Below are 24610 nucleotides of genomic sequence, written 5' to 3'. Positions count from 1 at the left end.
GGCATAAAAACGCAAAATGCCGCGAAGTTTCGCGAGGGGGAGCCATGAAAGCGAAAATTGCGAACACCTTGGGGCTGCTGCTGTTGCTGACGGTCCTCGGCGTGGGATGCAGCGTTTCCATCGACCTGACGCCGCCGCCGCCGGCCGGATACGTGCGCGTTGTGGGCGCGGATTCGGTCAACGTGCGGGTCTGCCCGTCTCCGGGCTGCGACGTGCGCACCGTGGTCTACCGGGGCCAGGCCGTGCGGGTCTATGAATATCAAAACGGCTGGGCGCGCATCGTGGTGTCGGATTCCGGCGTTCCCGGCTGGATGGACGCCCGCTACCTGCGCATGCCGTAGTTTTTCGCCCGCCGTCGCGGGCTCACGGAACGCGGCCCGTCAGGACCCTTTCGCTGCCGAAGCGTCGGCATGGATACGGGCCAGGGCCGCGTCCCATTCTTCCGCCGGGCAAAGGTCCTTCTCCACTATCTCGAAGAATTCCCCGGGCTTCAAGCGCAGGCCGGGATGTTCCGGATGCTTGCGCCGCAGCCACGTCGGGGCCTCGCGGGCTTCGTCGACGTTGTCGGCGGTAAAGACCACCAGGGGAATCCGGTCTTCCCCGGCGCACTTGCACAGCAGATACGACTTGGTCATGGCGTCCTCCCGTTCGTGCGAGATTGCCGTCACTCCACCAGCCTTCCCCACTCCTCGTCTTTCCATGCGGCGCTTCGCCGCTGGCGCGCCTTGCCGCCGCGATCGCGTCCGGCGTCGGGGCGCGAAGCGCCTCGTGCCGCCGGGCCGATCGCGGCGACAAACGTCGTGTTCCGCCTCCCGACAACTCCGCCCCCGCTCGCCATCCCAACCCGGTCAAGGGGGGTCCGGGGGGCATCAAGCCCCCCGGCGGAGAGGTGCGGGAGAGGCGGAGCCTCTCCTGCCGGGGCCCGGGGCAGCACCCCGCTCCTGCCGCCGTCCTTCTCCCTCTATCCTCTACCCCCTATCCCCTATTCTTCTCCCCAAAATCCCGGCCAGGCCGCGACCAGCTTGGCCAGGGCCTTGCCGCGATGGCTGCGGGCGTTTTTCTCCTCAGGCGTCAGTTCGGCGGAGGATTTGCCGGCCGTGGAGTCGAAAAAAAGCGGATCGTAGCCGAAACCGCCGTTCCCGGCCGGCGCGGCGAGCACGCGGCCTTCCCAGGTCCCTTCGGCCGTCAGCTCCCGGCCGTCGGGGCAGGCGGCCACGACCACGGATACGAAGCGGCAGGTCCGGTCGCGTTCGGGCACATGGGCCATGGCGGCGAGCAGCTTGGCGTTGTTGGCGGCGTCGCTGGCGTGTTCGCCGGAGAAGCGGGCCGAGTGCACGCCCGGCGCGCCGGAAAGCGCATCCACGCACAGCCCGGAGTCGTCGGCCAGGCTGACGAGGCCGGTGGCTTTGCACACGGCCTGGGCCTTGATGCGGGCGTTATCCAGAAACGTCTCCCCGGTCTCGGGGATGTCGCCGATGTCCGGAAAGGCGTCGAGCCCGACGACGCGCACGCCGAGCGGCATAAGCAGCGCGTTTAATTCCTTTATTTTTCCCTTATTACGGGTGGCCAGCACCACTTGGGTCGGCGCGGCCGTGGCGAGCCTGTCCATCAAACCTCCTCGGGGGACAGTTCCAGGTACGGGGGCAGGGAAAGGACCACGGTGGTGCCGTTTCCCGGAACGCTTTCCAATTCCACGCTGCCGCCCAGGTCTTCCAGTATCTTCTTTGTCATGGCGAGTCCCAGGCCGGCGCGTTTGTCGCGGGTGGTGAAAAAGGGATTGAACACCTGGGGCAGGATGTCCGGGGGGATGCCGGGGCCGTCGTCGGTGACGGAGAGCAGGGCGCGGCCATCGCGCAGCCCGGTGGATACCATGATGTGGCCGCCGTCCGGCATGGCTTCCATGGCGTTTTTGAGGCAATTGACCAGGCATTGGGTCAGCGTCTCGGGATCGCCACGGGCCACGGGCGCGTTCGGCGAGAGATCGAGGGTGACGGTGATGCCCTGGCTCTCCAGGGCATGGCGCATGAGCGCCGTGGTGCGCCGGGCCACGTCGGCCAGATCGACCTCGCCGGGCCTGGACACGGTGGGGCGGGCGAAATTGGTGATGTCTTTGAGGATTTCGTCCAGCCGCCGCGATTCGGACAGAATGATGGAGGCCTTCTCCCGGCTGGCTTCGCCCAGGTCCTTGGCCCGCAGCAGGGCGTTGGCGAAACCGGCGATGGCGAAAAGCGGATTGCGGATCTCGTGGGAGATGAACATGGACAGCTCGCCGATGGCGGCCAGGCGTTCGGATTTTTGCAGCCGGCGCTCCAGAAAGACGTCGTGGGTGATGTCGCGGCGCAGCACGGCCACATGGTCCGGCCGACCGCTCGGGCCGGGCACGGGATAAAAGGCGGTGCGGAAATAGCGCAGCCGTCCGCGCCGATCGACCCGCGACCCGTCGCGGCTGGCCTTGCGTCCCTCTGCCAGGGCGGCATGGACAGAAGGCGCGCCCGCCTCTCCAGGAGCGTCCAGATCAGGAAAATCCGGAAAGGCCTCCTGCGCCGGCAGGCCGACGAGTTCCTCCCGGGGCCGTTCCAAGCGTCTGGACAGATTCGCGTTTGCGTCGAGGAGCGTCCCGTCCGGAGCGAGCAACGCGATCTCGTCGTCCATGTTGTCGAAGAGGTTGGCCAGCAGGCGTCTGGCCCGGGCCATGTCCGGCCGGCAGGCCTGGACCTCGGCGGCGCGCGAGGCCACGGTGAAAAGCAGGCGGGCGTCTTCGGGCGCCAGGATGCGCCAGCCCTCAGGCAGCGCGCAGGGCAGGCCCACGCCCTCGGTCACGAGGACGACCAGGCCCGAGGACTCGCTTTCGAGCAGAGCCGAAACGTCCTCGGTCCAACCGATGCCGAGTTCCCGGGCCTGTCCGGCCGGGGTCGCGTCGCCGTCGGCCGGGGCGGCGGCAAGCTCCATGCCGTCGAAGGCGCTGCCCGGACCGCGCACGCCCGCCTGCCGGACCAGTTCGAAACAATCGAGAAGTTGTCGGCCGTCGCCAAAAAGACAAAGGCGGGGCGGCAGTTCGGGGTCGATGCGCATGGCCCCTCCGGGCCGGCCGCTGCCGGCGGTTTTGCCATTTAAGACCACCCATGGTAGCCCGGCCCGACATCGCCCGCAAGGATGGAAGCCGGAACATGGCCCACACATACAAAGTTCACGCCGTAAGCCTCGGCTGTCCCAAAAACCGCGTGGACACCGAAACCGCCCTCGGCGCCCTGCCCTTCCGCACAGTCATGGTGGACGACCCGGCCGCGGCCGATCTGGTCGTGGTCAACACCTGCGCCTTCATCGCCCCGGCAGTGGAGGAATCCGTAGGCGCCATCCTGGAGCTGGCCGCGACCATCCGCGAGTGTTCCCCAAGGCCCAGGCTCGCGGTCATGGGCTGTCTGCCGGCCCGGTACGGCGAGGAGCTGCGGGAGGGCCTGCCCGAAGTCGACATCTGGGGCCTGCCGACCGAGCTCGACCTGATTCCCGGCCGCCTGGCCACGGCGCTCGGGGCCGACGCCGACGCCCCGGCCGGACGCCGAAGCAGCACGCCCCCTTCCTACGCCTATCTCAAGATCGCCGAGGGCTGCGACCACGCCTGCCGCTACTGCACCATCCCCGCCATCCGGGGGAAACTGGCCAGCCGGCCCATCGACGGGCTTATCACCGAGGCCAAGGGGCTCATCGACCAGGGGGCCAGAGAGCTGGTGCTCGTGGCCCAGGACGTGACCGCCTACGGCCGCGACCTCGGCATGAAGGAAGGCCTCAAGGCGCTTTTGGAAAAGCTCCTGCCGCTGCCCGGCCTTTCCTGGCTGCGTCTGCTTTATCTCTACCCGTCCGGCGTGACCGAGTCCCTGCTCTCTTTCCTGGCCGGCGCGGGGCGGCCGTTCGTGCCCTATTTCGACATCCCCTTCCAACACGTCCACCCGGAGATGCTGGCCGCCATGGCCCGGCCCAAGGCGGCGGACGCGGACACGATCGTCGACCGCGTGCGCAAGCATTTCCCGGACGCGGCCCTGCGCTCCACCTTCATCGTGGGGCTGCCGGGCGAAAAGAAGGCCCATTTCGAGGCCCTGCTCGCCTTCGTTAAGCGCACGCGGCTCATGCACGTGGGCGTCTTTCCCTACCACCGCGAGGACGGCACCCCGGCGGCGACCATGCCGGGGCAGGTGCGCCGGGACGTCAAGGAACGCCGCATGGCCGCGATCATGGCCGCCCAAAAGGAAATCAGCGCCGATCTTCTGGAGCGATACGCCGGCACCGAACAGGAGGTTCTCGTGGACGCGGTCCACGGCGAATGGCCGGGCCTGCACATCGGCCGCTGCTGGTTCCAGGCCCCGGAGATCGACGGGGTGACGTACGTTAGCGGCCCCGGCGTCGCGCCCGGAGCCATGGTCAGCGCCACCATCGAGGAAACCAAGGACTACGACGTGGTGGCGCTGAGCTAGAAGATTTATAGAAATGGGGAAGAATGCGAGAGGGGAAACCCTTTTGCAAAGGGTTCTCCCCTCTCGCGCTCTCCCCTTCCTAAACTTTTTATTTTTGGTCTGTTACACTGCCCCCGCCACGGTGGCTGCTCCGGCGGCGTGCTCCACGTCGTCTTTTCCGGCAGCGTGGCGGACTGGCCCCTTGGGCGGGCCGTATAAAAAACGCGGGCCGCGGCGCTTTTCGACGCCTGGAGCGGTCTGGGCCTGCCACACGCGGTCCTGCCCGACTTTTTCCGATCACCTCGCTCGAGTTTTATCCCGCAACCGGCGGTCGCAGCGCACTTTATCGCCCTTTCCGACACATGCGGAACCTTTGAAAAGCCCTTTTTTTCCCTGAAAACGCCGGGATATTGGAGTTGTGCCTTCGCGGTCTTTCTGCTACGACCAACAATCCTTTTTACGAGGGATAGATCGCGTTGGAGGTCAACTCATGGACAAAACCCCGGAAATGAATGCCAACCCTAACTCGGATATGGAAGTCAACTTCGAGGCCGCGCTCGAAAACTACCTCAATGAGGATTTCGGCGACCTGGAAGAAGGTTCCATCACCCAGGGCGTCGTGGTGCGTATCGGCAAGGAGCACGTCCTCGTCGACGTGAACTTCAAGTCCGAAGGCCAGATTCCCGTCAGTGAATTTCAAGACGGCGCCGGCGAGCTCGAAGTGGCCGTCGGTGATCAGATCGACGTCTACGTCGTCTCCAAGAACGAATCCGAAGGCACCATCTACCTGTCCCGCGAGCGGGCCAAACGGATGCAGCTTTTTGATAAGCTCGAGGAAATCCAGGAAAAAGATGACGTCATCACCGGTCGGATCGTGCGCCGCATCAAGGGCGGCTACACCGTCGACCTTGGTGGCGTCGAAGCGTTCCTGCCCGGCTCCCACGTCGACCTGCGGCCCGTGCCCGACATGGACGCCCTGGTCGGCCAGGAGTTCGAATTCCGCGTTCTGAAGATCAACCGCCGCCGCAGCAACGTCATCGTTTCGCGCCGCGTGCTGCTCGAGGAACGCCGTGATTCCATGCGCAAGGATCTGCTCAAGACCCTCGAGGAAGGCCAGGTCGTCACCGGCCGGGTCAAGAACATCACCGAGTACGGCGTGTTCGTCGACCTCGGCGGTCTCGACGGTCTCATGCACATCACCGACATGTCCTGGAAACGCATCAAGCACCCCAAGGAGCTTGTGCACCTCGGCGACGAACTGGAACTGAAGGTCCTGTCCTTCGACCAGGAGAAGCAGAAAGTTTCTCTCGGCATGAAGCAGCTCGTGTCCGACCCCTGGGAAAACATCGCCGGCAAGTATCCCGAAGGCACCCGCCTCGCCGGCAAGGTCACCAACCTGGTCGACTACGGCGCTTTCGTCGAGCTCGAGGCCGGCGTCGAGGGCCTGGTCCACATCTCCGAGATGTCCTGGACCCGCAAGCTGCGCCACCCGAGCCAGATGGTCCACGTCGGCGACGAGGTCGAGGTCGTGGTCCTTTCCGTCGATCCCGAGAAGAAGCGCATCTCGCTCGGCATGAAGCAGGTGCGGCCCAATCCCTGGGATATCGTGGCCGAGAAGTACCCCGAGGGCACCATCCTTGAGGGTTCGGTGAAAAACATCACCGAATTCGGCATCTTCATCGGCATCGAGGACGGCATCGACGGCCTGATCCACGTCTCCGACATCTCCTGGACCAAAAAGGTCCGCCACCCCGGCGAGATGTTCAAGACCGGCGACATCGTCATGGCCAAGGTCCTTACCGTGGACAAGGAAAACGAGAAGTTCACCCTCGGCATCAAGCAGCTTTCCGAGGATCCCTGGACCCGCGTGCCCGACACCTACCCGGTCGGCACCATGGTCAAGGGCACGGTGACCAACATCACCGACTTCGGCCTCTTCGTCGAGGTCGAGGAAGGCATCGAGGGCTTGGTCCACGTCTCGGAGATCAGCCGCAAGAAGGTCAAGACCCCGGCCGAGCTGTACAAGGAAGGGGACGAGATCGAAGCCAAGGTCATCCACGTCAGCGCCGACGAACGCCGCCTGGGCCTGTCCATCAAGTCCATCAAGGACGAAGAGGACAAACGCAAGGCCAAGGAATTCCGCACCGCTGGTCCGTCCGACACGGGCAGCAACCTTGGCGAGCTCCTCCGTCAGAAGTTGGAAGAGGATGCCCAGCGCTAACCAATCCTTCGCTTCACGCCGCCCCGGACTCTTCGGGCTGGTTATTGCCGTGGCGGCCGTGATCCTCGTTTTGGGGATCGCGGCCGCTTGCGGCGTTTTTGGCCACGACGAGGAAGGCGGCAGCCTGCTTGGCGCGGCCGAACCGCGCATCGGCGTGGTGCGCATCGAAGGCCCCATCGTCGCCGCCGAGGACGTGGTGGCCTTTATCCGCAAGCTGCGCGAGGACAAGTCGGTCAAAGGCGTGGTTCTGCGCGTCAATTCCCCGGGCGGAGCCTTCGGCCCGTCCCAGGAAATGTACATGGCGGTCAAAAAGCTGCGCGCGGTCAAGCCGGTCGTGGCCTCCTTCTCCGCCGTCGCCGCCTCGGGCGGCTACTACGCCGCCTGTCCGGCCGGGCGCATCTTCGCCAACCCCGGCACCATCACCGGCAGCATCGGCGTCATGACGCAATTCGCCAATGTGCGCGACCTGCTGCAAAAGCTCGGCATCGACTTCGAATCCCTGACCACGGGCAAGCTCAAGGATGCGGGCAGCCCCTTCAAGCCCCTGACCGACGACCAGCGCGCCTATCTCAAGGGCCTGATCGACGACCTCAACAAGCAGTTTTCCGGCGACGTGGCCAAGCAGCGCAAGCTGGCCAAGGACGCCATCGCCGCCATTGCGGACGGACGGGCCATGACCGGGGCGCGCGCCCTGGAACTCGGCCTTGTCGACGAGCTCGGCGGCCAGGAAGAGGCCGTGGACTACCTGAAAAAGGAAACCGGCCTGACCGGCGACGTCCCCCTGCTCAAGGGCCCCAAGAAAAAGACGAGCCTGCTGGAAAAGCTGTCTTCTTCCCTGTCCCTGCCCGATCTTCGCGGCATGGCGCTTGTGACCGTGCTTTCGGAGCTGGCAAACGTCCAGTCCCTGCCTCAGGGACGCTGAAAAGGCCTTTCCCGGCCCCAAATCGGCTTTACGCCCTTTCTGCCCCTTTTCCCTAGACGATCATGACCTTCGCGTAAGGCGAGGATTCCGGCCTTGTTCTTGACCCGCGCCGCCCCCCCTTCTACAGTCCCACAGTCGCCGTAAAGGAGGGACCATGCGTCTTGTCACCTTTTCCCATGCCGACGGTCCGCGCCTTGGTGCGCGGCTGGGCGATGTCCTGATTGATCTGGCCATTGCCGCCCCGGAACTGCCCCGGGACATGAAGTCCCTGTTGGCCATGGGCGATGCCGGGCTTGCCGCCGCCGAAGCCGCCGCCGCTGGCGCCCCGTCCCATGCGCAACTGCGGTTTTCCGCCGTCCGCCTGCTGCCCCCGGTGCCGCATCCCGACAAGATCCTGTGCGTCGGGCTCAATTACGTGGACCATGCCATCGAGATCGACCCCAGGAGCCTGCCCGAGCACCCCGTCTTTTTCGGACGCATGGCCACGACCCTCATCGGCCACAACGCCCCGCTGCTACGTCCCCGTGTCTCCCGGAAACTCGATTTCGAGGCCGAGGTGGCCGCGATCATTGGCATCGGCGGCCGACACATCCCGGCCGAGGCCGCCCTGGCCCATGTGGCCGGCTACGCCCTTTTCAACGAGGGTTCCGTCCGCGACTACCAGTTTCGCTCCAGCCAGTGGTTTTTGGGCAAGAATTTCGACAATACGGGCGCGTTCGGCCCCGAACTGTGCACCACCGACGAGCTGCCCCTCGGAGCCAGGGGCCTGCGCCTGTCTGCGGCGGTCAACGGCGAGATCATGCAGGAAGCGTCCACGGCGGACATGCTTTTCGACGTGCCCACGCTTGTGGCCGCGCTCTCCGAAGCCATGACCCTGGCCCCCGGCGACGTCATCGTCACCGGCACGCCGTCCGGCGTCGGCTTTGCCCGCACCCCGCCCGTCTTCCTCAAGCCTGGCGACGTCTGCGAAATCGAACTCGAGGGCTACGGCGTGCTGCGAAACCCTGTCGCCGACGAGGCGGTCTGATAATTTTGAAAAAGAAATCTGGGGGAAAACTTTTCTGAAGAAAAGTTTTCCCCCAGACCCCCTTTCCAAAGACTTTTCATAATGACGGCATGTTGTCTGTGAATATGCCGTAATCGTTGAAAGTTTTTGGGAGGGGAGAGCGCGAGAGGGGGACCCTTTTTTTCAAAAAGGGTCCCCCTCTCGCATCTTCTCCACGCTTCCCGCAAACTAGCGCCAGGCTTTCTTCTTGGCGGAGTAGCTGAAAATCTCGCGGATGTTCTCGTCTTTGGACGTGTACGGCCCGGCCAGGGCCGCCTGTTTGGTCGGCGCATCGCAGGTGTAGACACGCTGCATGTAGGTGATGTGGCCCACATACGGGGTGTGCGTGTACTGCACGCGTTTGACCTCCGCGCCGAGCGATTCCCGGACGATGACCCGGTAGCTGGCTTCCCAGTGGTCGCCGACCTGCTTGATCTTCTTGTTGGTGATGGTGCCGACGCCGAGTCTGTCGAGCTCATCCACCCACTTCTTGGCATAGACCAGAAATTCGTCGCGGATGTTTTGCGGCACGTCGGTATTGTTCGTGATGACGCCGGTCTTGCCGAAGGAGGATCGCATCTTTTCGGTGACTTCGATGGGCGGCGCCGCAACCACGGGGGCGGGGGCATATTTGCCCTTCTTGCCCTTCCTGCCTTTGACCGGGGCGCTTTCATCCACGCCCGGGTCGACAATCATGCCTTTCTTGCCGGCCTTGCGCGCGGCGGCATCGGCAACGACAGGCGCGGCGGGCGCGGGAGCCGCCGCGACCGTTTTGGCCGGCTTAGTGTCGGCGGGAGCGCTTTTCGTCGCGACGGCGGGCACGGCGGCCGGGGCGGGAGCGGCGTTTTTTCCCGGGATTTTGAGCGTCTGTCCGGCCTTGAGCTTACGCGGATCGGTCAGCTTGTTGGCCTGCATCAACTCCTTGGAGTTGATGGAAAATTTTTTGGCGATAGCCGCCACGGAGTCACCCTTGCGGACTTTGTATTCCAGCGGCTTGGGCTCTTCCACGTGGAGCGTGGGGGCGGGACCATCAGCGGGGTAGATGTTGACGCCGGCCCAGGCGGCGACGGGAAGGACGGCGAGAACGAACGCGAAGGCGATACAGGTTCTGGCGCTTGGCATCCGAGTGCTCCGTTCAAAATACAAGGCCAGACGCCCCAAAGGGCGTCTGGCCAGGGAGACGGGTTACGTCTCGCTTACATATTCTTGAACTTGATCACGCACCGGCGGTTCAGGGCGCGGCCCTGAGCGGTCTTGTTGGTGGCGACCGGATCGGTCAGGCCGAGGCTGATGGCCTCGATGCGGCTGGCGTCGATGCCCTTCTTCACGAAGAAGGCCTTGACGGAGTCGGCGCGGCGCTGGCCGAGCTTCATGTTGTACTGCGGGGTGCCGATGCTGTCGGTGTTACCTTCGAGGATAACCTTCATGGTCGGCTTGGACTTGATGATGGCGGTGCCTTCCTCGAGGACGGGCACGAATTCGGGCTTGATGTTGTACTTGTCGAAGTCGAAGTAGATGCTGCGGAAGACGACGATTTCGTCTTCGATCCACTCGTACAGGGCGCACTCAAGGAAGCGCTCGCGGGCGGCTTCGTTGCGCAGCAGCTCTTCGCCGAGCTCGATGCAGTTGCACTTGCCCATGGCGGCGATGGCCTTGAGCACCTGCTGGCCATGCTTGCTGTCGGACAGGTCGACGATGTAGAAGCACAGGTTGTCGCCGTATTTGGCCTTCAGGGACTGGGCAACGGCAACCGGGTCGACGCCGCAGTTGGAGTCGCCGTCAGAGAAGATGAACACGCCGGTCTTGCCGGACAGGGTGGACAGCGGCAGCTTGTCCAGGTCTTCCAGGCCACGGCCCATGGGGGTCATGCGGCCGTAGACGCTGTAGTCGGTGGAGATCTTCTCGATAGCGGCGCCCAGGGTGGCCTGGCTGTAGGGAGCCATCGCGGCGTACTCTTTGTACGGGGCGAAGGTGTACAGGCCGGCCTTGTAGCCGAGCTCGGGGGTCATCTTGTTGAGCTCACGGGCCAGGGACTTGGCCATCATGATCTTAGAGACACCGCCGAACTGCACATAGCGCTGCCCCTTGTAGGAGAAGGCCATGGAGCTCGAATGGTCGATAAAATAGATGAAGTTATCGACCTTGGGAACCTGCTTCTTCGCCATGGCCGGGCCGCTGAATCCCAGCAGCAAGGTGACCACGGCCACCAGCAAAATCTGAAGTTTCTTGTTCATAACTCCCTCCTCGGAGCAAGTGAAATGAGATTCACCTTTGCCAAAAAAACACCCTCTTTCGTCGCAAAAAACAGGGTCCGCCCGCGAAAGGACGCGAACCCCGCCTCCCGGATATTTCCCAAATAGTTGGGAAAAAACGAATTCCAGGTGGCTTCCCTCAGGTTTCCGGTTAAAGGTATAGTGCTTTTTGCAAGCAAGCGCAAGTGGATGCGCCTCTTTTCCCCTGCCAAACCGGCCGGGACCCGTGGCCGGTCACGACCCTGCTATAGCATCTTTCCCTTAAAAGTGTAGAAAAAATTCGTCCGGCTCGAAATCGGCCGGAGCCCAACGCAAAACGCAGGAGAAACGATGTCCCCCACTTTCGGATTCACCGTCCTTCGCGACGAGACCCTCGACGAATACGCCGCCAGGGCCGTCCTGGCCCGCCACGACCGCACCGGGGCGCAGGTCCTGTCGCTTTCCCTCGACGACGCCAACAAGGTCTTCGGCATAAGCTTCCGCACCCCGCCGGCCAATTCCACTGGCGTGCCCCACATCCTCGAGCACTCGGTGCTGTGCGGCTCGCGCAAGTACCCCGTCAAGGAACCGTTCGTGGAGCTGCTCAAGGGGTCGCTGCAGACCTTCCTCAATGCCTTCACCTATCCCGACAAGACCTGCTATCCCGTTGCGTCGACCAATCTGCGGGACTTCTACAACCTAATAGACGTGTATCTCGACGCCGTGTTCTACCCGCGCATTCCACGACACGTCTTCCTCCAGGAAGGCTGGCACTTCGAGTGGAACGCCACAAAGGAGCTGACGCGCAGCGGCGTGGTTTTCAACGAAATGAAGGGCGCCTACTCCTCGCCCGATTCCGTGCTCGGCGAGTTCTCCCAGCGTCTGCTCTTTCCGGACACCACCTACGGCGTGGATTCCGGCGGCGATCCCAAGGTGATCCCCACGCTTACCTACGAGGAATTCAAGGCCTTCCACGATACCTATTACCATCCTTCCAACGCCCGGGCCTTTTTCTCCGGCGACGACGACCCGGACGAACGCCTGCGCATCCTGGACGACTATTTCAGCAGCTTCGACGCCCGGCCGGTCGATTCCCACGTCGCGGTCCAGGTCCCCTTCACCGCCCCCCGCGACAAGGAGATGCCCTACGCCGCCGCGCCCGGCCAGGCCGACCGGGGCTTCGTCACCGTCAACTGGCTGTTGCCCGAGACCGCGGACCAGGACCTCGTGCTCACGTTGGAAGTCCTGGAGCACGTGCTGATCGGCCTGCCCTCCTCGCCGCTGCGAAAGGCGCTGCTCGACAGCGGCCTGGGCGAGGACCTGGCCGGCGGCGGCCTGGAAACCGAACTGCGCCAGATGTATTTCTCCGTGGGCCTCAAAGGCATCAAGACCGGCACGAGCCCGGAGGTGGAAAAGCTCATCCGGGGCACGCTCACCTGGCTGGCCGATTCCGGGCTGCCGGCCGACGCCGTGGAAGCCGGGGTCAACGCCCTGGAGTTCGCGCTGCGGGAAAACAACACCGGCTCGTTTCCGCGCGGACTCTCGCTCATGCTGCGTACGCTGACCACCTGGCTTCACGACGGCGACCCGCTTTCGCCGCTGCGCTTTTCCGGCCCCCTCGATCGCCTGAAGACCAGACTCGCCGCCGGCGAAAAGGTCCTCGAAGAGGCCATCCGCACCTACCTTCTGGACAATCCCCACCGCGTCACCCTGTCGCTGGTGCCCGACACCGAACTCGACGCCAAACGGCTGGCCGAGGAACGGGCCGACCTGGACGCCGTCGCCGCCGGCCTTGACGAAAAAGGGAAAAAGGCCATCGCCGACGCACAGGAGGAACTGCGCCGGCTCCAGGAAACCCCGGATACGCCGGAGGACCTGGCCACGATTCCGAGCCTCGCCCTGGACGACCTGCCGGTCGCCGAAACGCCCATTCCCGAGGACATGGTGGAACGCGCCCCGGTCTCCCTGTTTCTCCATCCCCTGGAGACCTCGGGCATCGTCTATTGCGACCTGGGTTTTCCCCTCTCCGGCGTGCCGGACCACCTTTTGCCCCTGGTGCCGCTTTTCGGCCGGGCGCTTTTGGAGCTCGGCACCGACCGCACCGACGCCGTGACCCTCACCCGGCGCATCGCGGCCAAGACCGGCGGCATCTCCCGCGAGGCGCTGGTGGCGAGCCGCGTGGGCACCGGCCCCGACGACGCATTGGCCAAGCTGGTGCTGCGGGGAAAGGCCACCTTGGAAAAAGCGCAGGAGTTTCTCGACATCCTCGAGGAACTCATCAGCGGCACGGACTTCGGCAACAAGGAACGCTTCGCCCAGATGGCCCTGGAGGCCAAATCGCGCCTGGAACGCCAGTTGGCCCCGGCCGGGCACGCCACGGCCGGATCGAGGCTGCGGGCCCGCTACACCCTGGCCGGAAGCGTGGGCGAACGCCTGCGCGGCGTGTCCCAGCTCTTCTATCTGCGCGAACTCATCGACCGCATCGACACGGATTACGACGCCGTGCGCCGCGACCTGGAGACCCTGCGCGACGTGGTGCTGACCCGCGAGGGGGCCATCGCCGGCCTGACCGTCTCCCCGGACGCCATGGCCATCACGGAAACCGCCGTGTCGGGACTTTTAAACCGCCTGCCCGCCGCCAAGCCCGCCCCGGCCGCCTGGAGCCGGCCCGAGGTGCCGCCGGCCGAGGGCATCGCCATCCCGGCCCAGGTGCACTACGTCGGCGTCGGCATGGACCTGTCCAAAACGGGCTGGACCTTCGACGGGGCCAACCTCGTGGCCGCCCGCCATCTGCGCATGGCCTATCTCTGGGACCGCGTGCGGGTGCGCGGCGGCGCGTACGGCGCCTTCTGCGCCCTGGACCGGCTGGCGGGACAGATCGTCTTCGTCTCCTACCGCGACCCCAATACCGACGCCACGATAGACACCTTCCGCCAGGCCGGGCGCTACCTCCTGGAGGCGAACCTGGACGCCGAGGAGATGACCCGGGCCGTCATCGGCACCATCGGCGACATCGACGCCCACATGCTGCCCGACGCCAAGGGACACGTGGCCATGGTGCGCCGGCTCGTGGGCGATACGCCGGAGATCCGCGCCGCCATGCGCGGCCAGGTGCTTTCGGCCAGCATCCGGCAGTTCCGGGAATTCGGCGAGGCCCTCGAGGCCGCGGCCAAGGACGCCGCCATCGTGGTCCTCGGCCCCACCCCGTCCCTCGACGCCCTGTCCGTGCCGAACCTGTCGCGGCTGGACGTGCTGTAAGGAAGAAGAGCGACTACAAGGTCCGGGGCTCCGCCCCAGACCCCGCCGGGGGAGCACGGCTCCCCCGGACCCCCATTATACGGTGGGGCGTGGGCGGTCGGCGACGCACGCCCCACCGAACAACGGACACCCGCGAAAGTTGCCTCCGAAGCGCAAAACCGTCATGGTAAGGGTGAAAGACCTAGGCACCCATGAGGAGTTTTTGGGGTGGGAGGGGGCGCGGGGGAGGGAACCCCTTTTTGCAAAAAGGGGTTCCCTCCCCCGCACTCTCCCCATCCTCTCCTCCGCCCAGCAAAGGAGTCCACATGCAGCGCAGAGCCAGTGGTGTGTTGATGCACATCACGTCATTGCCGTCGCGGTTCGGCATTGGCGATTTCGGCCCCGGGGCCAGGCGTTTCGCCCGGTTTCTGGCCAAGGCGGCCCAGTCCTATTGGCAGATCCTGCCGCTCAATCCCACCTCGACCTACATCGGCAATTCCCCGTACAGCAGCGATTCCGCCTTTGCCATCAATCCGCTGCTGGTAAGCCCCGAGCGCATGGCGGCGGACGGCTGGCTCACGGAGGCGGACATCGAAGGCGGCTATGCGCAACACAGGCCGAACGTGGCCGACTACGAGGGCGCGGAGAGCTACAAGGACGGGCTCATGCGCCGAGCCTTCGCCGAGAACCGGGAGCGGTTGGCGGCGGACGCGGGCTTTGCCGTTTTCTGCCACGACGCGGACCACTGGCTCGACGATTATGCGCTTTTCCGGGCCATCAAGCGCGAGCGCGACGGCCAGGGCTGGGCCGAATGGCCGGTGGAGCTGCGCGACCGCCGGGCCGAGGCGCTATCGGCGGTGCGGGAACGGCAGGCCGAGGAAATCGAGTACCTGCGCTTCGTGCAATACCTGGCTTTTTCCCAATGGCGGGCGCTGCGCCGGCATCTTTTGGAAAACGACATCCAGGTCATCGGCGACATGCCCATCTACGTCACCCAGGACAGCGCCGACGTCTGGGCCAATCCGGGGCTTTTCAAGCTCGGGGCGGACAAGCGGCCGCTTTTCGTGGCTGGGGTGCCGCCGGACTATTTCAGCAAGACGGGCCAGCGCTGGGGCAATCCGGTCTACGACTGGCCGGCCCATGAGCGCACCGCCTTCGACTGGTGGATGCACCGCATGCGCCACAACCTCGACGTCTACGACATCATCCGGCTGGACCATTTCCGGGGCTTCGAGGCCTATTGGGAGATTCCGGCCGGCGAGGCGACCGCCGTGCGCGGCACCTGGGTCAAGGCGCCGGGGATGGAGCTTTTCAAGGCCATGCTGCGCCGGTTCCCGTCGCTGCCGCTTATCGCCGAGGACCTCGGGGTCATCACGGCCGAGGTGCGCGAGTTGATGGCCGCTTTCGGCTTTCCCGGCATGAAGATCCTGCAATTCGCCTTCGGCCCGGGCATCGCCGCCAACCGGGACGCGCCGCACAATTACGAGCGCAACTGCGTGGCCTACACCGGCACCCACGACAACAACACCACGCTCGGCTGGGCGCGGGGCGGCGAGGCCGGTCCCGAGGGACTCCGCGCGCTTTTCGCCTACCTCGGCCGGGAGATCGCGCCGGAGCAGACGTCCTGGGAGCTTATCCGGCTGGTCATGGGCAGCGCGGCGGCAACGGCCGTGACCCCCATGCAGGACCTGCTCAACCTCGGCGAGGGAGCGCGCATGAACATGCCGTCCGTGGCCAAGGGCAACTGGGGCTGGCGGGCCACGGAAGACCAATTCGAGGACGGACTCGCGGCCAGGCTTCGGGCCATGACCGAGATATTCGGCCGCAACCATTGAGCGCCGGCGATCCCTACCGCCTCATGGCCCTGGGCTACGACCCGGCCACGGCGCTGTTTCTCGATCCCATCCGCCGGCTGGTGCGCGACGCCCTTCGCCGGCTCGGGGCAGGCCGCGTGCTGGACGTATGCTGCGGCACGGGCCGGCAAACGCTCATGCTGCGCCGGGCGGGCTTGCACGCCCTTGGCGTGGACGCCTCGCCGGCCATGCTGGCCGTGGCCCACAAAACGGTCGGCGACCGCTCCCCCTTCGCCCGCATGGACGCCCGGCGGCTGGCCTTTGCCGACGCGACCTTCGACGCGGCCTGCATCACCCTGGCCCTGCACGAAAACGCCGAGCCCGACCGGCTGGCCATGGCGCGCGAGATGGAGCGGGTCACGCGCCCGGGCGGCCATCTGCTCATGGTCGACTACACGGCCGCGACGACCGGCGGGATGGCGGGGCTGCTCGTGCCCCTGGCCGAACGTCTGGCCGGGGCGGAGCATTACCGCAACTACAGGGATTTCATGCTCAGAAAAGGGGTTGCGGGCCTTTGTCGACGTCTGGGGCTGGAGCCGGCGGAACCTGCGGTCCCGTGTCTTCTGGGACGGGCGTCTCTTGTGGCGGCGCGGGTCTCGCCACGTTTTCCGGCTCGCCCTTGATGACGATCGGCTTTGTCCTTGGCCGGCGCGGTTTGGCATCGCGGGGGGGCAGCGGCTTTTTCTTCCGCGGCAGGACGAAGTCCTGCTTGACCGGCTCGCCGTGGGCCTCCTTGATGCGCCAGATGTAGTGCTCGTCCTGGATGAGCCCGAAAAAGCAGTTCAGGTTCGCCTTGTGCTCCTTGCCCTTGTCCTTCCAGGAAAGCGAGGCCACCAGCCGCACCGAGGCCCGCTCCCCTTTGACCTCGATGTGCATGGGCTCGTGGAAGACGACGCGAAGCCCCACCCGACGCTCCTCGGCCACCACTCCGGGCAGGCGTTTTTTCATTTCCCCGGCCCGGATCGGACGGATCACCCCGCCCAAAAGCGGCACGATTTTGGCGTCGTTGGTATAAAGGCGCATCAGCTCCTGGACGTCGCCGCGCATGACGGCGTTCGGATACCGCGTCATGAACTCGTGGACGCTTTTCTCGTCGGCCGAGGAAAAACCCGTGGGCTTGGGCGCTGGCTTCTTCTTCGCCGTGCCGGCGCATCCGGCCAGGACGGCAAGGGCCATAAGCGCCACCACGAGCAGCACACGGCCCATGGCCGCGATCCGGGGGCGACCCGCGCCCATCATCGCCCGCCCCACGCCGACTCCTGAGGCCCCTTGGCCCGGCGCAACAGCAAACGGTAGGACCGCACGCCGTGCACCATCTCGCCGAGCAGCCGTCCGCCGCCCCGGACAAAGCACAGAAGCGGCAAAAATCCCCAGGACTGGCTGGCGTAGAGCACGCGGCGCAGTTTGCGCGACCAGACAAGCTCCGGCAGGATATCGCGCTTGAGCCCCTTGCCGTAAGGGATCGTCGGGTCCAGGCCCTTTGTCAAAGCGTCGGCCACGGCCGCCCCGGCCAACTCGCCGCTTCGCAGCGCATAATAGATACCCTCGCCGAAAAGCGTCTCCACCAACCCGGCCGCGTCCCCGGCCAGCAGCACCCGGCCGTGCCAGGGCTTTTCCAGATAATTGCCGTAGGGGAGTCCGTGCCCCTTGGACGCGTCGGCAAGCTCCCGGGGCAGGCCCAGGAAGTCCAGGAACTCGCGAAACTTGCCGCGAAACTCCTTGCCATGAAGCAGGCTGTGGCCGCCGATGCCGATGGCGAGCTTGTCCTTGTGCGGGAACACCCAGCCATATCCGGCCCGCAGAAAACCGGCGTAGACCGTCGGGAACGGCGCGCGCAGGTCCTTGTGCACCGCTCCGGCCAGGCGCGGGTCGCCATAAGGCAGGTAAAACTCCATGGCTCCGCCCATGCCGTGCTTCCAGGCCGCCATATCGAACGGACAGGCCCGGCGCGCCACACTGGCCACGCCGTCCGCGCCGATGATATATCTGGCGCGAAACGCCTCGCCCCCGGCCAGCCGGACCACGCCCGTCACCGGATCCACGAAGGTCACCGCCTCGCCGAGACGCGCCTGGGCCCCCGAACGCACGGCCCGGTCGAGCAGATGCTTGTCGAACACCCGGCGCATGGTGAAATGAAACGGATAAAACATCTCCCCGGAAGCGATGGTGCGCTCCCGGAAACGGATGCGATAGCCGGGCGAGGCGGAATCGAACACGCCCGAGGCCAAAAGCCCCTCGGCCGTATCGCCGTAGACGCGCTCCAGCACGTCCACCGCCTTCCAGGTCAAGAGCCCGGCGCACAGCTTGTCCCGGGGAAATTCCGCCTTATCCAGCAAAAGGACCGTCACGCCCTTCTGGGCCAGCACCTGGGCCGCCGTGGCCCCGGCCGGCCCCGCGCCAACAATGACGACGTCGTGGGTTACACTCATGGCAAAAAAAAGGGGCAAAAGGGTTTCACGACTTGCCAGACCGGCCCGCCGCATCTAAAAATTGCAGCACCATAACCACAGCGGCCCCGCACGGCAATGCGGGGCGAGGCCCATTCGCCATGCCGCCCATCCGTACCCTCCCCGACGCCGTCGTCTTCGACTTCGACGGAACCCTCGCCGAACTCGTCCTCGACTTCACCGCCATGAAAGCCCGTGTCGCCGACGCCGCCCGGCCCTACCTGGCCGAAGTGCCGCCCCCGAACGGCCTGCCGGCCCTGGAATACGCCGCCACCCTCGCCGCCCGCATCCGCCCCGCCGCCCCCGAAGCCGCCGGCCGCTTCCTGGCCCAGGTCGCCCAGGCCATAAAAGACCAGGAAATCGAAGCCGCCGCCCGGGCCGCCCTCTTCCCCCACACCCGGGAAGCCCTGGCCCGGCTCGCCGGCAAAGGCGTCAAGATCGGCATCATCACCCGCAACTGCCGGGCCGCCATAAACCGCATCTTTCCCGACGCCCGGGACTTCGTCGGCGTCATCCTGGCCCGCGACGACGCCCGGCACGTCAAACCCGACCCCCGGCATCTCCTCGACGCCCTCGCCGCCCTGTGCGCCACCCCGGCCCGGTCGCTCATGGTCGGCGACCACCCCATGGACCTCGATACCGGCAAGGCCGCCGGCACCCTGACAGCCGGCGTGGCCAGCGGCCGCGTGCCCCGCGCGGAACTGGCCGCGCATAAGCCGGATTATCTGGCGGATAACGTCGGGGAGTTGGTGGGGATGTTGGAGTCGTAGAAACCGGGGCTCTGCCCCGGACCCCGCCGGAGGGCTTATGCCCTCCGGACCTCCCTTTACCGGGTTGGGATGGTGGGTGGCGGGGAAGGTGGACGGTGCGGGGCGAGTCGGGTTGCTCTTGTTGCCGCAATCGGCCCGGCGACACGAGGCGCTTCGCGCCCCGACGCCGGACGCGATTGCGGCAACAACCACGCCAGCGGCGAAGCGCCGCATTTTAAGAACGGATTTTTCAAAAGGCTCTGGTGATCTTTCTCCACCCTTTTCGCCCCGAAGGGGCGACGGCGTGGTGGAGGCGGAATTTGCTTGGGACGAGCTTGTCGCGAAGCGACATGCACCGTCCCGACAAATTCCGCCTCCATCTTCTCCGCACTCCGCCTGAGCGCCAACCGTCCCCGCCTCCGCCCGGCCAAAGCACACCGGACGGGGGGTCCGGGGGGCCCGTGGCCTCCCGGCGGGGTTCGGGGCAGAGCCCCGCCCCCTCCGTTCGCTACCAGTCTCGGGCCGGAAGCCCCAGCAGCATGCGAAAGCGGTCTTCGGTGGCCTGGAGGTAGCCCAGGGCGGCAGAGTCGGTATCGGCCGGGGCGAAGGGCGCGAAGTCCTTGTCCGAGGCAGGACTGTAGGGGCCGGGTTTGACTTCGAAGAGGGTGGTGTCCGGGACGAGGGCCAGGATGGCGTGCCAGCCGCCGGCGGGCGCGTCCAGGGCGTAGGTTCCCAGATCGCGGTCGAGGATGGCGCAGTCCTCGCGGTCGAAGCCGCCGTCATCCTTGAAGCAGATAAAGCCCAACCTGCCGGTGAGCAGCACGAAGGCCTCGTCTTTCGGCGGATCGAGGTGCCGGTGCGGCCGCACGTAGGTACCGGGCTGCAGTGCGTTTATCATGCGGTGCAGGCTGGCCGCGTTGTCGGCGTGAAAACAGTGGATCTCGCGTTTGCGGGGATTGGCGGCGGCGTCGCGGGCTTTTTGGGCCAAAAGCGCCGCATCCGCCACGGCGAACCGGTCGTGTTCGGACTGGGTGGCCAGAGGCGAGATGCGGCGCAGATTCAGGCTGATGGGCTTAGCCATGCAGCGGAATGCCGGCGGCGGTCAGGCGCTGGTAGGCGGCCACAAGCTGGCCGGAAAGGCACATGTCGTGGATGATGAAGGCAATCAGGATGATCCAATAGCCCCAGGCGCACAAGGTTTTCTCCGTACCGGAGGTCTGACCGCGCTGGATATTGAAGAGAATGAAGCTGATCAGGGCCAGCGGCAGCATGATCCACCAGCGGATGGTGGTGGCCTCGAAGAACATGAAGATCACGTAGAGCAACCCGAGAGCCGAGGCGGCCCAGGTCATGGAGGAAAACGCGCTGCACGGGCAGCCGCACTTCTGATCGGACATGGCGCACTCCTTTACGTTTTTTTCGGGTATAGCCGGGGTTATGGGCGGCTGTAAAGGAAGACCGATCGTTTCTACAGCCGGGCGTAGGCCTCGGCCAGGGCGCGGCGCACGGCCTTTGGCGAGAAGCGGCCGGCCACGGCGGCGCGTCCGCCTTGCCCCAGGCGCTCGGCCAGGGAGGCGTCGGCCAGAACCGTGGTCAGGGCTTCGGCCAGTTTGGCGGCGTCGCCCGGCGGCACGACAAGGCCGGTTTCGCCCTGGCGATTGACCCAGGGCACGCCGGAGCCGGGGATGTCCGTGGAAACGACCGGCTTGCCAAAGGCCATGGCCTCCAGCTGGACGATGCCGAACATTTCGGCCCGGGTCACGGACGGCAGGCAGAAGACGTCACAGGCGGCCAGCCAGTCGGGCATGGCGGCGTCGGGGATGCGGCCGGCCAGAAAGACCTTTGCGCCGAGATTTTCCCGCTCGATCCGGGCGGCGAGGCTTTCGGCTTGCGGCCCGCCGCCGCCGATGACGACCCGGACGTCGCCGGGAAGCGCCTTGGCCGCCTCGATGAGCACGTCGAAGCCTTTGTAGGGCACGAGCCGTCCCAGGGAAAAAACGATCCCGCGCCCGCCGAAGCGTTGCCGCAGGGCCGCGACCCGGGCGGCATCGGCGGCGGCGGGCGAGGGCATGGACGGGTCCACGCAAAAGGGCACCACCGCGCCTTTGGGGGCGATCACCGCCGCCCGGTTGGAGGCGGCAAGGTGCACCGGGGTCGGGCCGATGACCAGATCGGCCCGGCGGCACAGCCAGCCTTCGAGCGGCGCGACCAGACGGGCAAGGGTTCCCTTGCCGATGACGTCGCTGTGCCAGTGCAGGACGACCCTGGCCTTGGGCCGGGCCAGAAAGACGGCCAGGGCGGCCAGGGGATTGGGCAGGTGGACGTGGAGCGCGTCGAAATGGGGGGCCAGGGCGGCAAGCCGGCGCACGTAAACGACGGACAGGGGTTGGCTGGCGACGGCGGCGAAGGCCGGGGCGCGCCAGACGGGCCAGGGCAACCCGAGGTCGTCGTAGGGGCCCTCGCCGGCGAAGCACAACACGCCCGGCTCCATGCCCAAGGCGGCGAGCTGTTCCACGACCTGTCGCGTGGCCGTTTCCACGCCGCCGGGGTCGGGCGGGTAGAACTTCCCGACCTGCAACACCCTCATGACGCGGCCAGCTTTTCCAGGGTGGCGGTCACCGTGCGGCGCAGGTTTTCCACCCGGCGCAGCGTGAATTCGTTGATCGGGTCCGCGCCCAGGTCCTTGACCAGCCACAAGGCCCCGAGGGCATGCCCGTCCCTGCCCAGAAGCGGCAGCTCGAGCTTCATGACCTCGGGCGAGCACAAAAGCTCCCGGTCCGACTTTTCACCGCCCTCCCGACGCCAGCGAAAGGCGGCATCCGGGGCGGCATCGGCGGCGAGGGAACTCCCCGGCGGCGCGGGCAGCAGGCGGCAAGACCCGGCCCCGTTTTCGGAAAGGACCATCTCGGCCATGTCGAAGCGCAAAAGCTCCAGGGCGGCGGTCATGCGTGCCCAAAGAGCGGGGATATCGGGGGCCTGGGAAATCTCGATCTGGTGGTTGAGAAACGTGCGCCGCTCCCGGGCGATGCCGGTGTCGTCGGACACGTCGCGCAGCCAGCCGAGGATCTTGTCCACGGCGAAGTAGCTGAAAAAGCCGGCTTTTCGCACCAGAAGCACCAGCGCCGCGCCGACGACCAGCAGGAACAGCCCGGCCGGGGCGTTGCGCAAATTGACCAGCACCAGCGCGGAAAGAGCCAGGAAGATGGTGATGGCGTAGATGAAAAGCACCACCTTGCGCTGGGACCAGCCGCGACTGAGCAGTTTGTGGTGCACATGGCGCTTGTCCGGCTCGAACATGTCGCGGCCGCGCAGAAAACGCCGTAGCGGCGCGGTGATGGTGTCGAGCAGCGGCACGCCGAGGGCGATAAGCGGCATGAGCAGCGTCGCGCCGACCTGGCTCTTGACCGAGCCCGAAACCGAAAGCGCGGCCAGCATGTAGCCCAGGAAATAGCTGCCCCCGTCGCCGAGAAAAAGGCTCGCCGGATTGAAGTTGTAGCGCAGAAACCCGAGCGTCGCCCCGGCCATGACCGCGAACAGCGCGGCCGTGTGCGCCTCGCCCCGCATGCCCGCCAAGACCGCCTGCACGGAGCTTGCGAAAAAAACCACCCCGGCCGCCAGGCCGTCCAGACCGTCGATCAGGTTGATGGCGTTAATGAGCAGCACGAACCAGAACACCGTGACGGCGTAGGACAGCAGATCGAAATGGATGGTGAAGTGCCCGGGGATGGCGAAGGAGGCGATGCGCGCCCCGCCGAAACAGGCCACGCAGGCGGCCACGATCTGGGCGGCCAGCTTGAGCTTGGACGGCAGCGTCCATTTGTCGTCGGCGAATCCCACCGCGAAGATCAGCACCGCCCCGGCGTAGACATAGCGCATGGGCCGGTCGAACAGGATGCCGGTCACGGAAGGCGGCAACAGCGTCCCGGCCAGGGCCAGACAGCCGAAAAACGCCAGAAAAAGCGCCAGCCCGCCGCTTCGGGGCATGGGCGTGGTGTGCACGGTGCGGGCCTGGGGCATGGCCAGGATGCGAAACCGCCGCCCCAGCCATCCCGCCACGGGAGTCAACAGCAGCGAAAGGCCGAGCGCGGCCAGAAAAAGATAGATGATGGGGGCCATGGGTGTTGTGTGGAACGTCCTACCGTGTGCCGCCGGAAACGGATTTGCCGCCGGCGAGTTTCCAGCCGAGCATGCCCCAGGTGAGGTTGGCGGCGTCATAGCCCTGGGCGGCCAGCCGTTTGGCCACAAAGGGCGACCGGTGGCCGGTCATGCAGGCGACCACCACCGGACGTTTCGGGTCGAGGCCAAGTGCGGCCGGATCGGCGAGAAGGGCATCGGGCCTGTTGATCGCGCCGGGAATATGGAACAGCGCGAATTCGGCCGGGGTGCGTACGTCGAGCACCTGCGGCCCGGGAGGGGTTTCGTCGCGCAGCCGGCGCAACCGCCACGGCAACATCTGATGCACGCCCGCCACCATCCAGCCCAGGTCCCAAAGCAGGAAAAATACGACCAGGAACAGCAGCAGCGCCTTCATGGAATCCCCCCGCTACCGGGCCAGAAATACCGCCAACAGCGTCCCGATTCCAAGCAGCACGGCAATAATGCCGTTGAGCGTGAAAAAGGCCACGTTGATCCGCGACAGGTCGTCCTCGGACAACAGCCGATGTTCGATCAAAAGCACCAGCGAACACACGGCCCAGAACGCGTAATAGATCCAGGACAGACCGGCCGCATAGCCGGCCAAAAGGAAAAAGAGCGCCGCGTCGACATGGGAAAAAGCCGCGAGCTTAAGCGCCGTGCCCACGCCGAATCTCGCCGGCATGGCCCACAAGCCCTGCTCCCGGTCGAAATCCACGTCCTGACAGGCGTACAACACGTCGAATCCGGCCGTCCAGCAGGTCACGCCCAGGCCGAAGAGGATCGGCGCCAGGGAAAATTCCGGCTTCACCGCCAGCCACCCGGCCACCGGGGCGAGCCCCAGCACCGAGCCCAAAACAAAATGGCACAGCCAGGTGAACCGCTTGGTGACGCTGTAAAACGCGCCCCAGACCAGCGCCACCGGCGCAAGGGCCAGACACAAGGCGTTGAGCCCCGCGCAGGCCGCGACGAAAACCACCGCGCACACGGCCGTGAAAACCCAGGCCTGGCGCAGCGTCACCTCGCCCGTCACCAGCTCCCGACGGCTCGTGCGCGGATTGACCCGGTCATAACGCACGTCGGCCAGCCGGTTCACCGCCATGGCAAACGAGCGCATCGCCACCATGGCCAGCGTCAGCAGCACGAACGCCCGCCAGCCAGGCCAGCCGCCCGCAGCCACAAAAAGCCCGATATACGCAAACGGCAGGGCGAAGACCGAATGCTCCACCTTCACCAACCGCGCCAGCGCACCCAGCATAGTGCCTCCAAGGGAGGGGAAGAGCGGGAGGATGAACCGGGGGAGAGGGAACCCCTTTTTGAAAAAAG

Annotated in this window: 21 protein-coding genes; 9 read left to right on the top strand and 12 right to left on the bottom strand. The window is 65.9% G+C overall.

The window, feature by feature from the left end; genetic code table 11:
- The first annotated feature begins 44 nt into the window (after nt 1–44).
- Entirely contained in the window at nt 45–341 is a 297-nt protein-coding gene (locus DESFRDRAFT_RS01860; protein WP_005990571.1) for an SH3 domain-containing protein, read from the top strand.
- Nucleotides 342–380: 39 nt separating this feature from the next.
- Here the strand turns inward: DESFRDRAFT_RS01860 and DESFRDRAFT_RS01855 are convergent, their stop codons facing one another.
- The 3 genes from DESFRDRAFT_RS01855 to DESFRDRAFT_RS01845 all read right to left on the bottom strand — a co-directional run bounded on the left by DESFRDRAFT_RS01855 (nt 381) and on the right by DESFRDRAFT_RS01845 (nt 3072).
- Entirely contained in the window at nt 381–635 is a 255-nt protein-coding gene (locus tag DESFRDRAFT_RS01855) for a hypothetical protein (RefSeq protein ID WP_005990570.1), read from the bottom strand.
- A gap of 347 nt (nt 636–982) precedes the next feature.
- Nucleotides 983–1609 (bottom strand): XTP/dITP diphosphatase, encoded by a 627-nt coding sequence (locus DESFRDRAFT_RS01850; protein ID WP_005990569.1) that lies wholly within the window; start codon nt 1607–1609, stop codon nt 983–985.
- The gene (locus tag DESFRDRAFT_RS01845; protein ID WP_005990568.1) at nt 1609–3072 is read right to left on the bottom strand and encodes a two-component system sensor histidine kinase NtrB; all 1464 of its coding nucleotides are present in this window, start codon (nt 3070–3072) and stop codon (nt 1609–1611) included. The genes DESFRDRAFT_RS01850 and DESFRDRAFT_RS01845 overlap by 1 nt, the downstream gene beginning before the upstream one ends.
- A gap of 95 nt (nt 3073–3167) precedes the next feature.
- Here DESFRDRAFT_RS01845 and rimO point away from each other — a divergent pair, with 95 nt between their 5' ends.
- From rimO to DESFRDRAFT_RS01825, 4 genes are all read left to right on the top strand, one after another.
- Complete coding sequence (rimO, locus tag DESFRDRAFT_RS01840) at nt 3168–4466, top strand: 30S ribosomal protein S12 methylthiotransferase RimO (protein ID WP_005990567.1); 1299 nt, start codon at nt 3168–3170, stop codon at nt 4464–4466.
- Between the two features lie 469 nt (nt 4467–4935).
- Nucleotides 4936–6666: a 30S ribosomal protein S1 gene (locus tag DESFRDRAFT_RS01835; RefSeq protein WP_005990565.1), complete on the top strand. Its 1731-nt coding sequence runs from the start codon at nt 4936–4938 to the stop codon at nt 6664–6666.
- Nucleotides 6653–7588: a signal peptide peptidase SppA gene (gene sppA / locus DESFRDRAFT_RS01830; RefSeq protein WP_005990563.1), complete on the top strand. Its 936-nt coding sequence runs from the start codon at nt 6653–6655 to the stop codon at nt 7586–7588. The genes DESFRDRAFT_RS01835 and sppA overlap by 14 nt, the downstream gene beginning before the upstream one ends.
- A gap of 154 nt (nt 7589–7742) precedes the next feature.
- Entirely contained in the window at nt 7743–8615 is an 873-nt protein-coding gene (locus tag DESFRDRAFT_RS01825; protein WP_005990561.1) for a fumarylacetoacetate hydrolase family protein, read from the top strand.
- 207 nt (nt 8616–8822) lie between these two features.
- On the opposite strand, the gene DESFRDRAFT_RS01820 is transcribed toward DESFRDRAFT_RS01825, so the two are convergent.
- Nucleotides 8823–9755 (bottom strand): LysM peptidoglycan-binding domain-containing protein, encoded by a 933-nt coding sequence (locus DESFRDRAFT_RS01820; protein WP_005990559.1) that lies wholly within the window; start codon nt 9753–9755, stop codon nt 8823–8825.
- Nucleotides 9756–9829: 74 nt separating this feature from the next.
- A complete protein-coding gene (locus DESFRDRAFT_RS01815; RefSeq protein WP_005990557.1) occupies nt 9830–10867 on the bottom strand; it encodes an OmpA family protein in 1038 nt (345 codons plus the stop codon).
- 348 nt (nt 10868–11215) lie between these two features.
- Here DESFRDRAFT_RS01815 and DESFRDRAFT_RS01810 point away from each other — a divergent pair, with 348 nt between their 5' ends.
- The 3 genes from DESFRDRAFT_RS01810 to DESFRDRAFT_RS20990 all read left to right on the top strand — a co-directional run bounded on the left by DESFRDRAFT_RS01810 (nt 11216) and on the right by DESFRDRAFT_RS20990 (nt 16577).
- Nucleotides 11216–14122, top strand: coding sequence for an insulinase family protein (locus tag DESFRDRAFT_RS01810; RefSeq protein WP_005990555.1), 2907 nt, complete (start codon nt 11216–11218; stop codon nt 14120–14122).
- Nucleotides 14123–14427: 305 nt separating this feature from the next.
- The gene (malQ, locus tag DESFRDRAFT_RS01805) at nt 14428–15936 is read left to right on the top strand and encodes a 4-alpha-glucanotransferase (RefSeq protein WP_005990553.1); all 1509 of its coding nucleotides are present in this window, start codon (nt 14428–14430) and stop codon (nt 15934–15936) included.
- The gene (locus tag DESFRDRAFT_RS20990; protein WP_005990551.1) at nt 15933–16577 is read left to right on the top strand and encodes a class I SAM-dependent methyltransferase; all 645 of its coding nucleotides are present in this window, start codon (nt 15933–15935) and stop codon (nt 16575–16577) included. The genes malQ and DESFRDRAFT_RS20990 overlap by 4 nt, the downstream gene beginning before the upstream one ends.
- Nucleotides 16578–17189: 612 nt before the next feature.
- Here DESFRDRAFT_RS20990 and DESFRDRAFT_RS01795 read toward each other — a convergent pair.
- Entirely contained in the window at nt 17190–18401 is a 1212-nt protein-coding gene (locus DESFRDRAFT_RS01795) for an NAD(P)/FAD-dependent oxidoreductase (protein WP_233489540.1), read from the bottom strand.
- A 101-nt stretch (nt 18402–18502) separates the two neighbouring features.
- Between DESFRDRAFT_RS01795 and DESFRDRAFT_RS01790 the strand changes: the two genes are divergently transcribed.
- Nucleotides 18503–19171 (top strand): HAD family hydrolase, encoded by a 669-nt coding sequence (locus tag DESFRDRAFT_RS01790; RefSeq protein WP_005990543.1) that lies wholly within the window; start codon nt 18503–18505, stop codon nt 19169–19171.
- A gap of 487 nt (nt 19172–19658) precedes the next feature.
- On the opposite strand, the gene DESFRDRAFT_RS01785 is transcribed toward DESFRDRAFT_RS01790, so the two are convergent.
- The 6 genes from DESFRDRAFT_RS01785 to DESFRDRAFT_RS01760 form a co-directional block, all read right to left on the bottom strand.
- On the bottom strand, nt 19659–20231 hold the full coding sequence (locus DESFRDRAFT_RS01785) for a WbuC family cupin fold metalloprotein (protein ID WP_005990541.1): 573 nt from the start codon (nt 20229–20231) through the stop codon (nt 19659–19661).
- Nucleotides 20224–20547, bottom strand: coding sequence for a hypothetical protein (locus DESFRDRAFT_RS01780; RefSeq protein WP_005990539.1), 324 nt, complete (start codon nt 20545–20547; stop codon nt 20224–20226). The genes DESFRDRAFT_RS01785 and DESFRDRAFT_RS01780 overlap by 8 nt, the downstream gene beginning before the upstream one ends.
- A gap of 71 nt (nt 20548–20618) precedes the next feature.
- Nucleotides 20619–21737, bottom strand: coding sequence for a glycosyltransferase (locus DESFRDRAFT_RS01775; RefSeq protein WP_005990537.1), 1119 nt, complete (start codon nt 21735–21737; stop codon nt 20619–20621).
- A complete protein-coding gene (locus DESFRDRAFT_RS01770; protein WP_005990535.1) occupies nt 21734–23266 on the bottom strand; it encodes an MraY family glycosyltransferase in 1533 nt (510 codons plus the stop codon). Before DESFRDRAFT_RS01770 ends, DESFRDRAFT_RS01775 begins: the two co-directional genes overlap by 4 nt.
- A gap of 19 nt (nt 23267–23285) precedes the next feature.
- The gene (locus DESFRDRAFT_RS01765) at nt 23286–23681 is read right to left on the bottom strand and encodes a rhodanese-like domain-containing protein (protein WP_005990533.1); all 396 of its coding nucleotides are present in this window, start codon (nt 23679–23681) and stop codon (nt 23286–23288) included.
- Between the two features lie 12 nt (nt 23682–23693).
- Nucleotides 23694–24542: a 4-hydroxybenzoate octaprenyltransferase gene (locus DESFRDRAFT_RS01760; protein ID WP_005990531.1), complete on the bottom strand. Its 849-nt coding sequence runs from the start codon at nt 24540–24542 to the stop codon at nt 23694–23696.
- Between the last annotated feature and the right edge of the window lie 68 nt (nt 24543–24610).

Source organism: Solidesulfovibrio fructosivorans JJ], from assembly GCF_000179555.1.
Taxonomy (GTDB): domain Bacteria; phylum Desulfobacterota; class Desulfovibrionia; order Desulfovibrionales; family Desulfovibrionaceae; genus Solidesulfovibrio; species Solidesulfovibrio fructosivorans.
The sequence above is the reverse complement of the archived record's forward strand: the minus strand, read 5'-3'. Positions and strand labels throughout refer to the sequence as shown.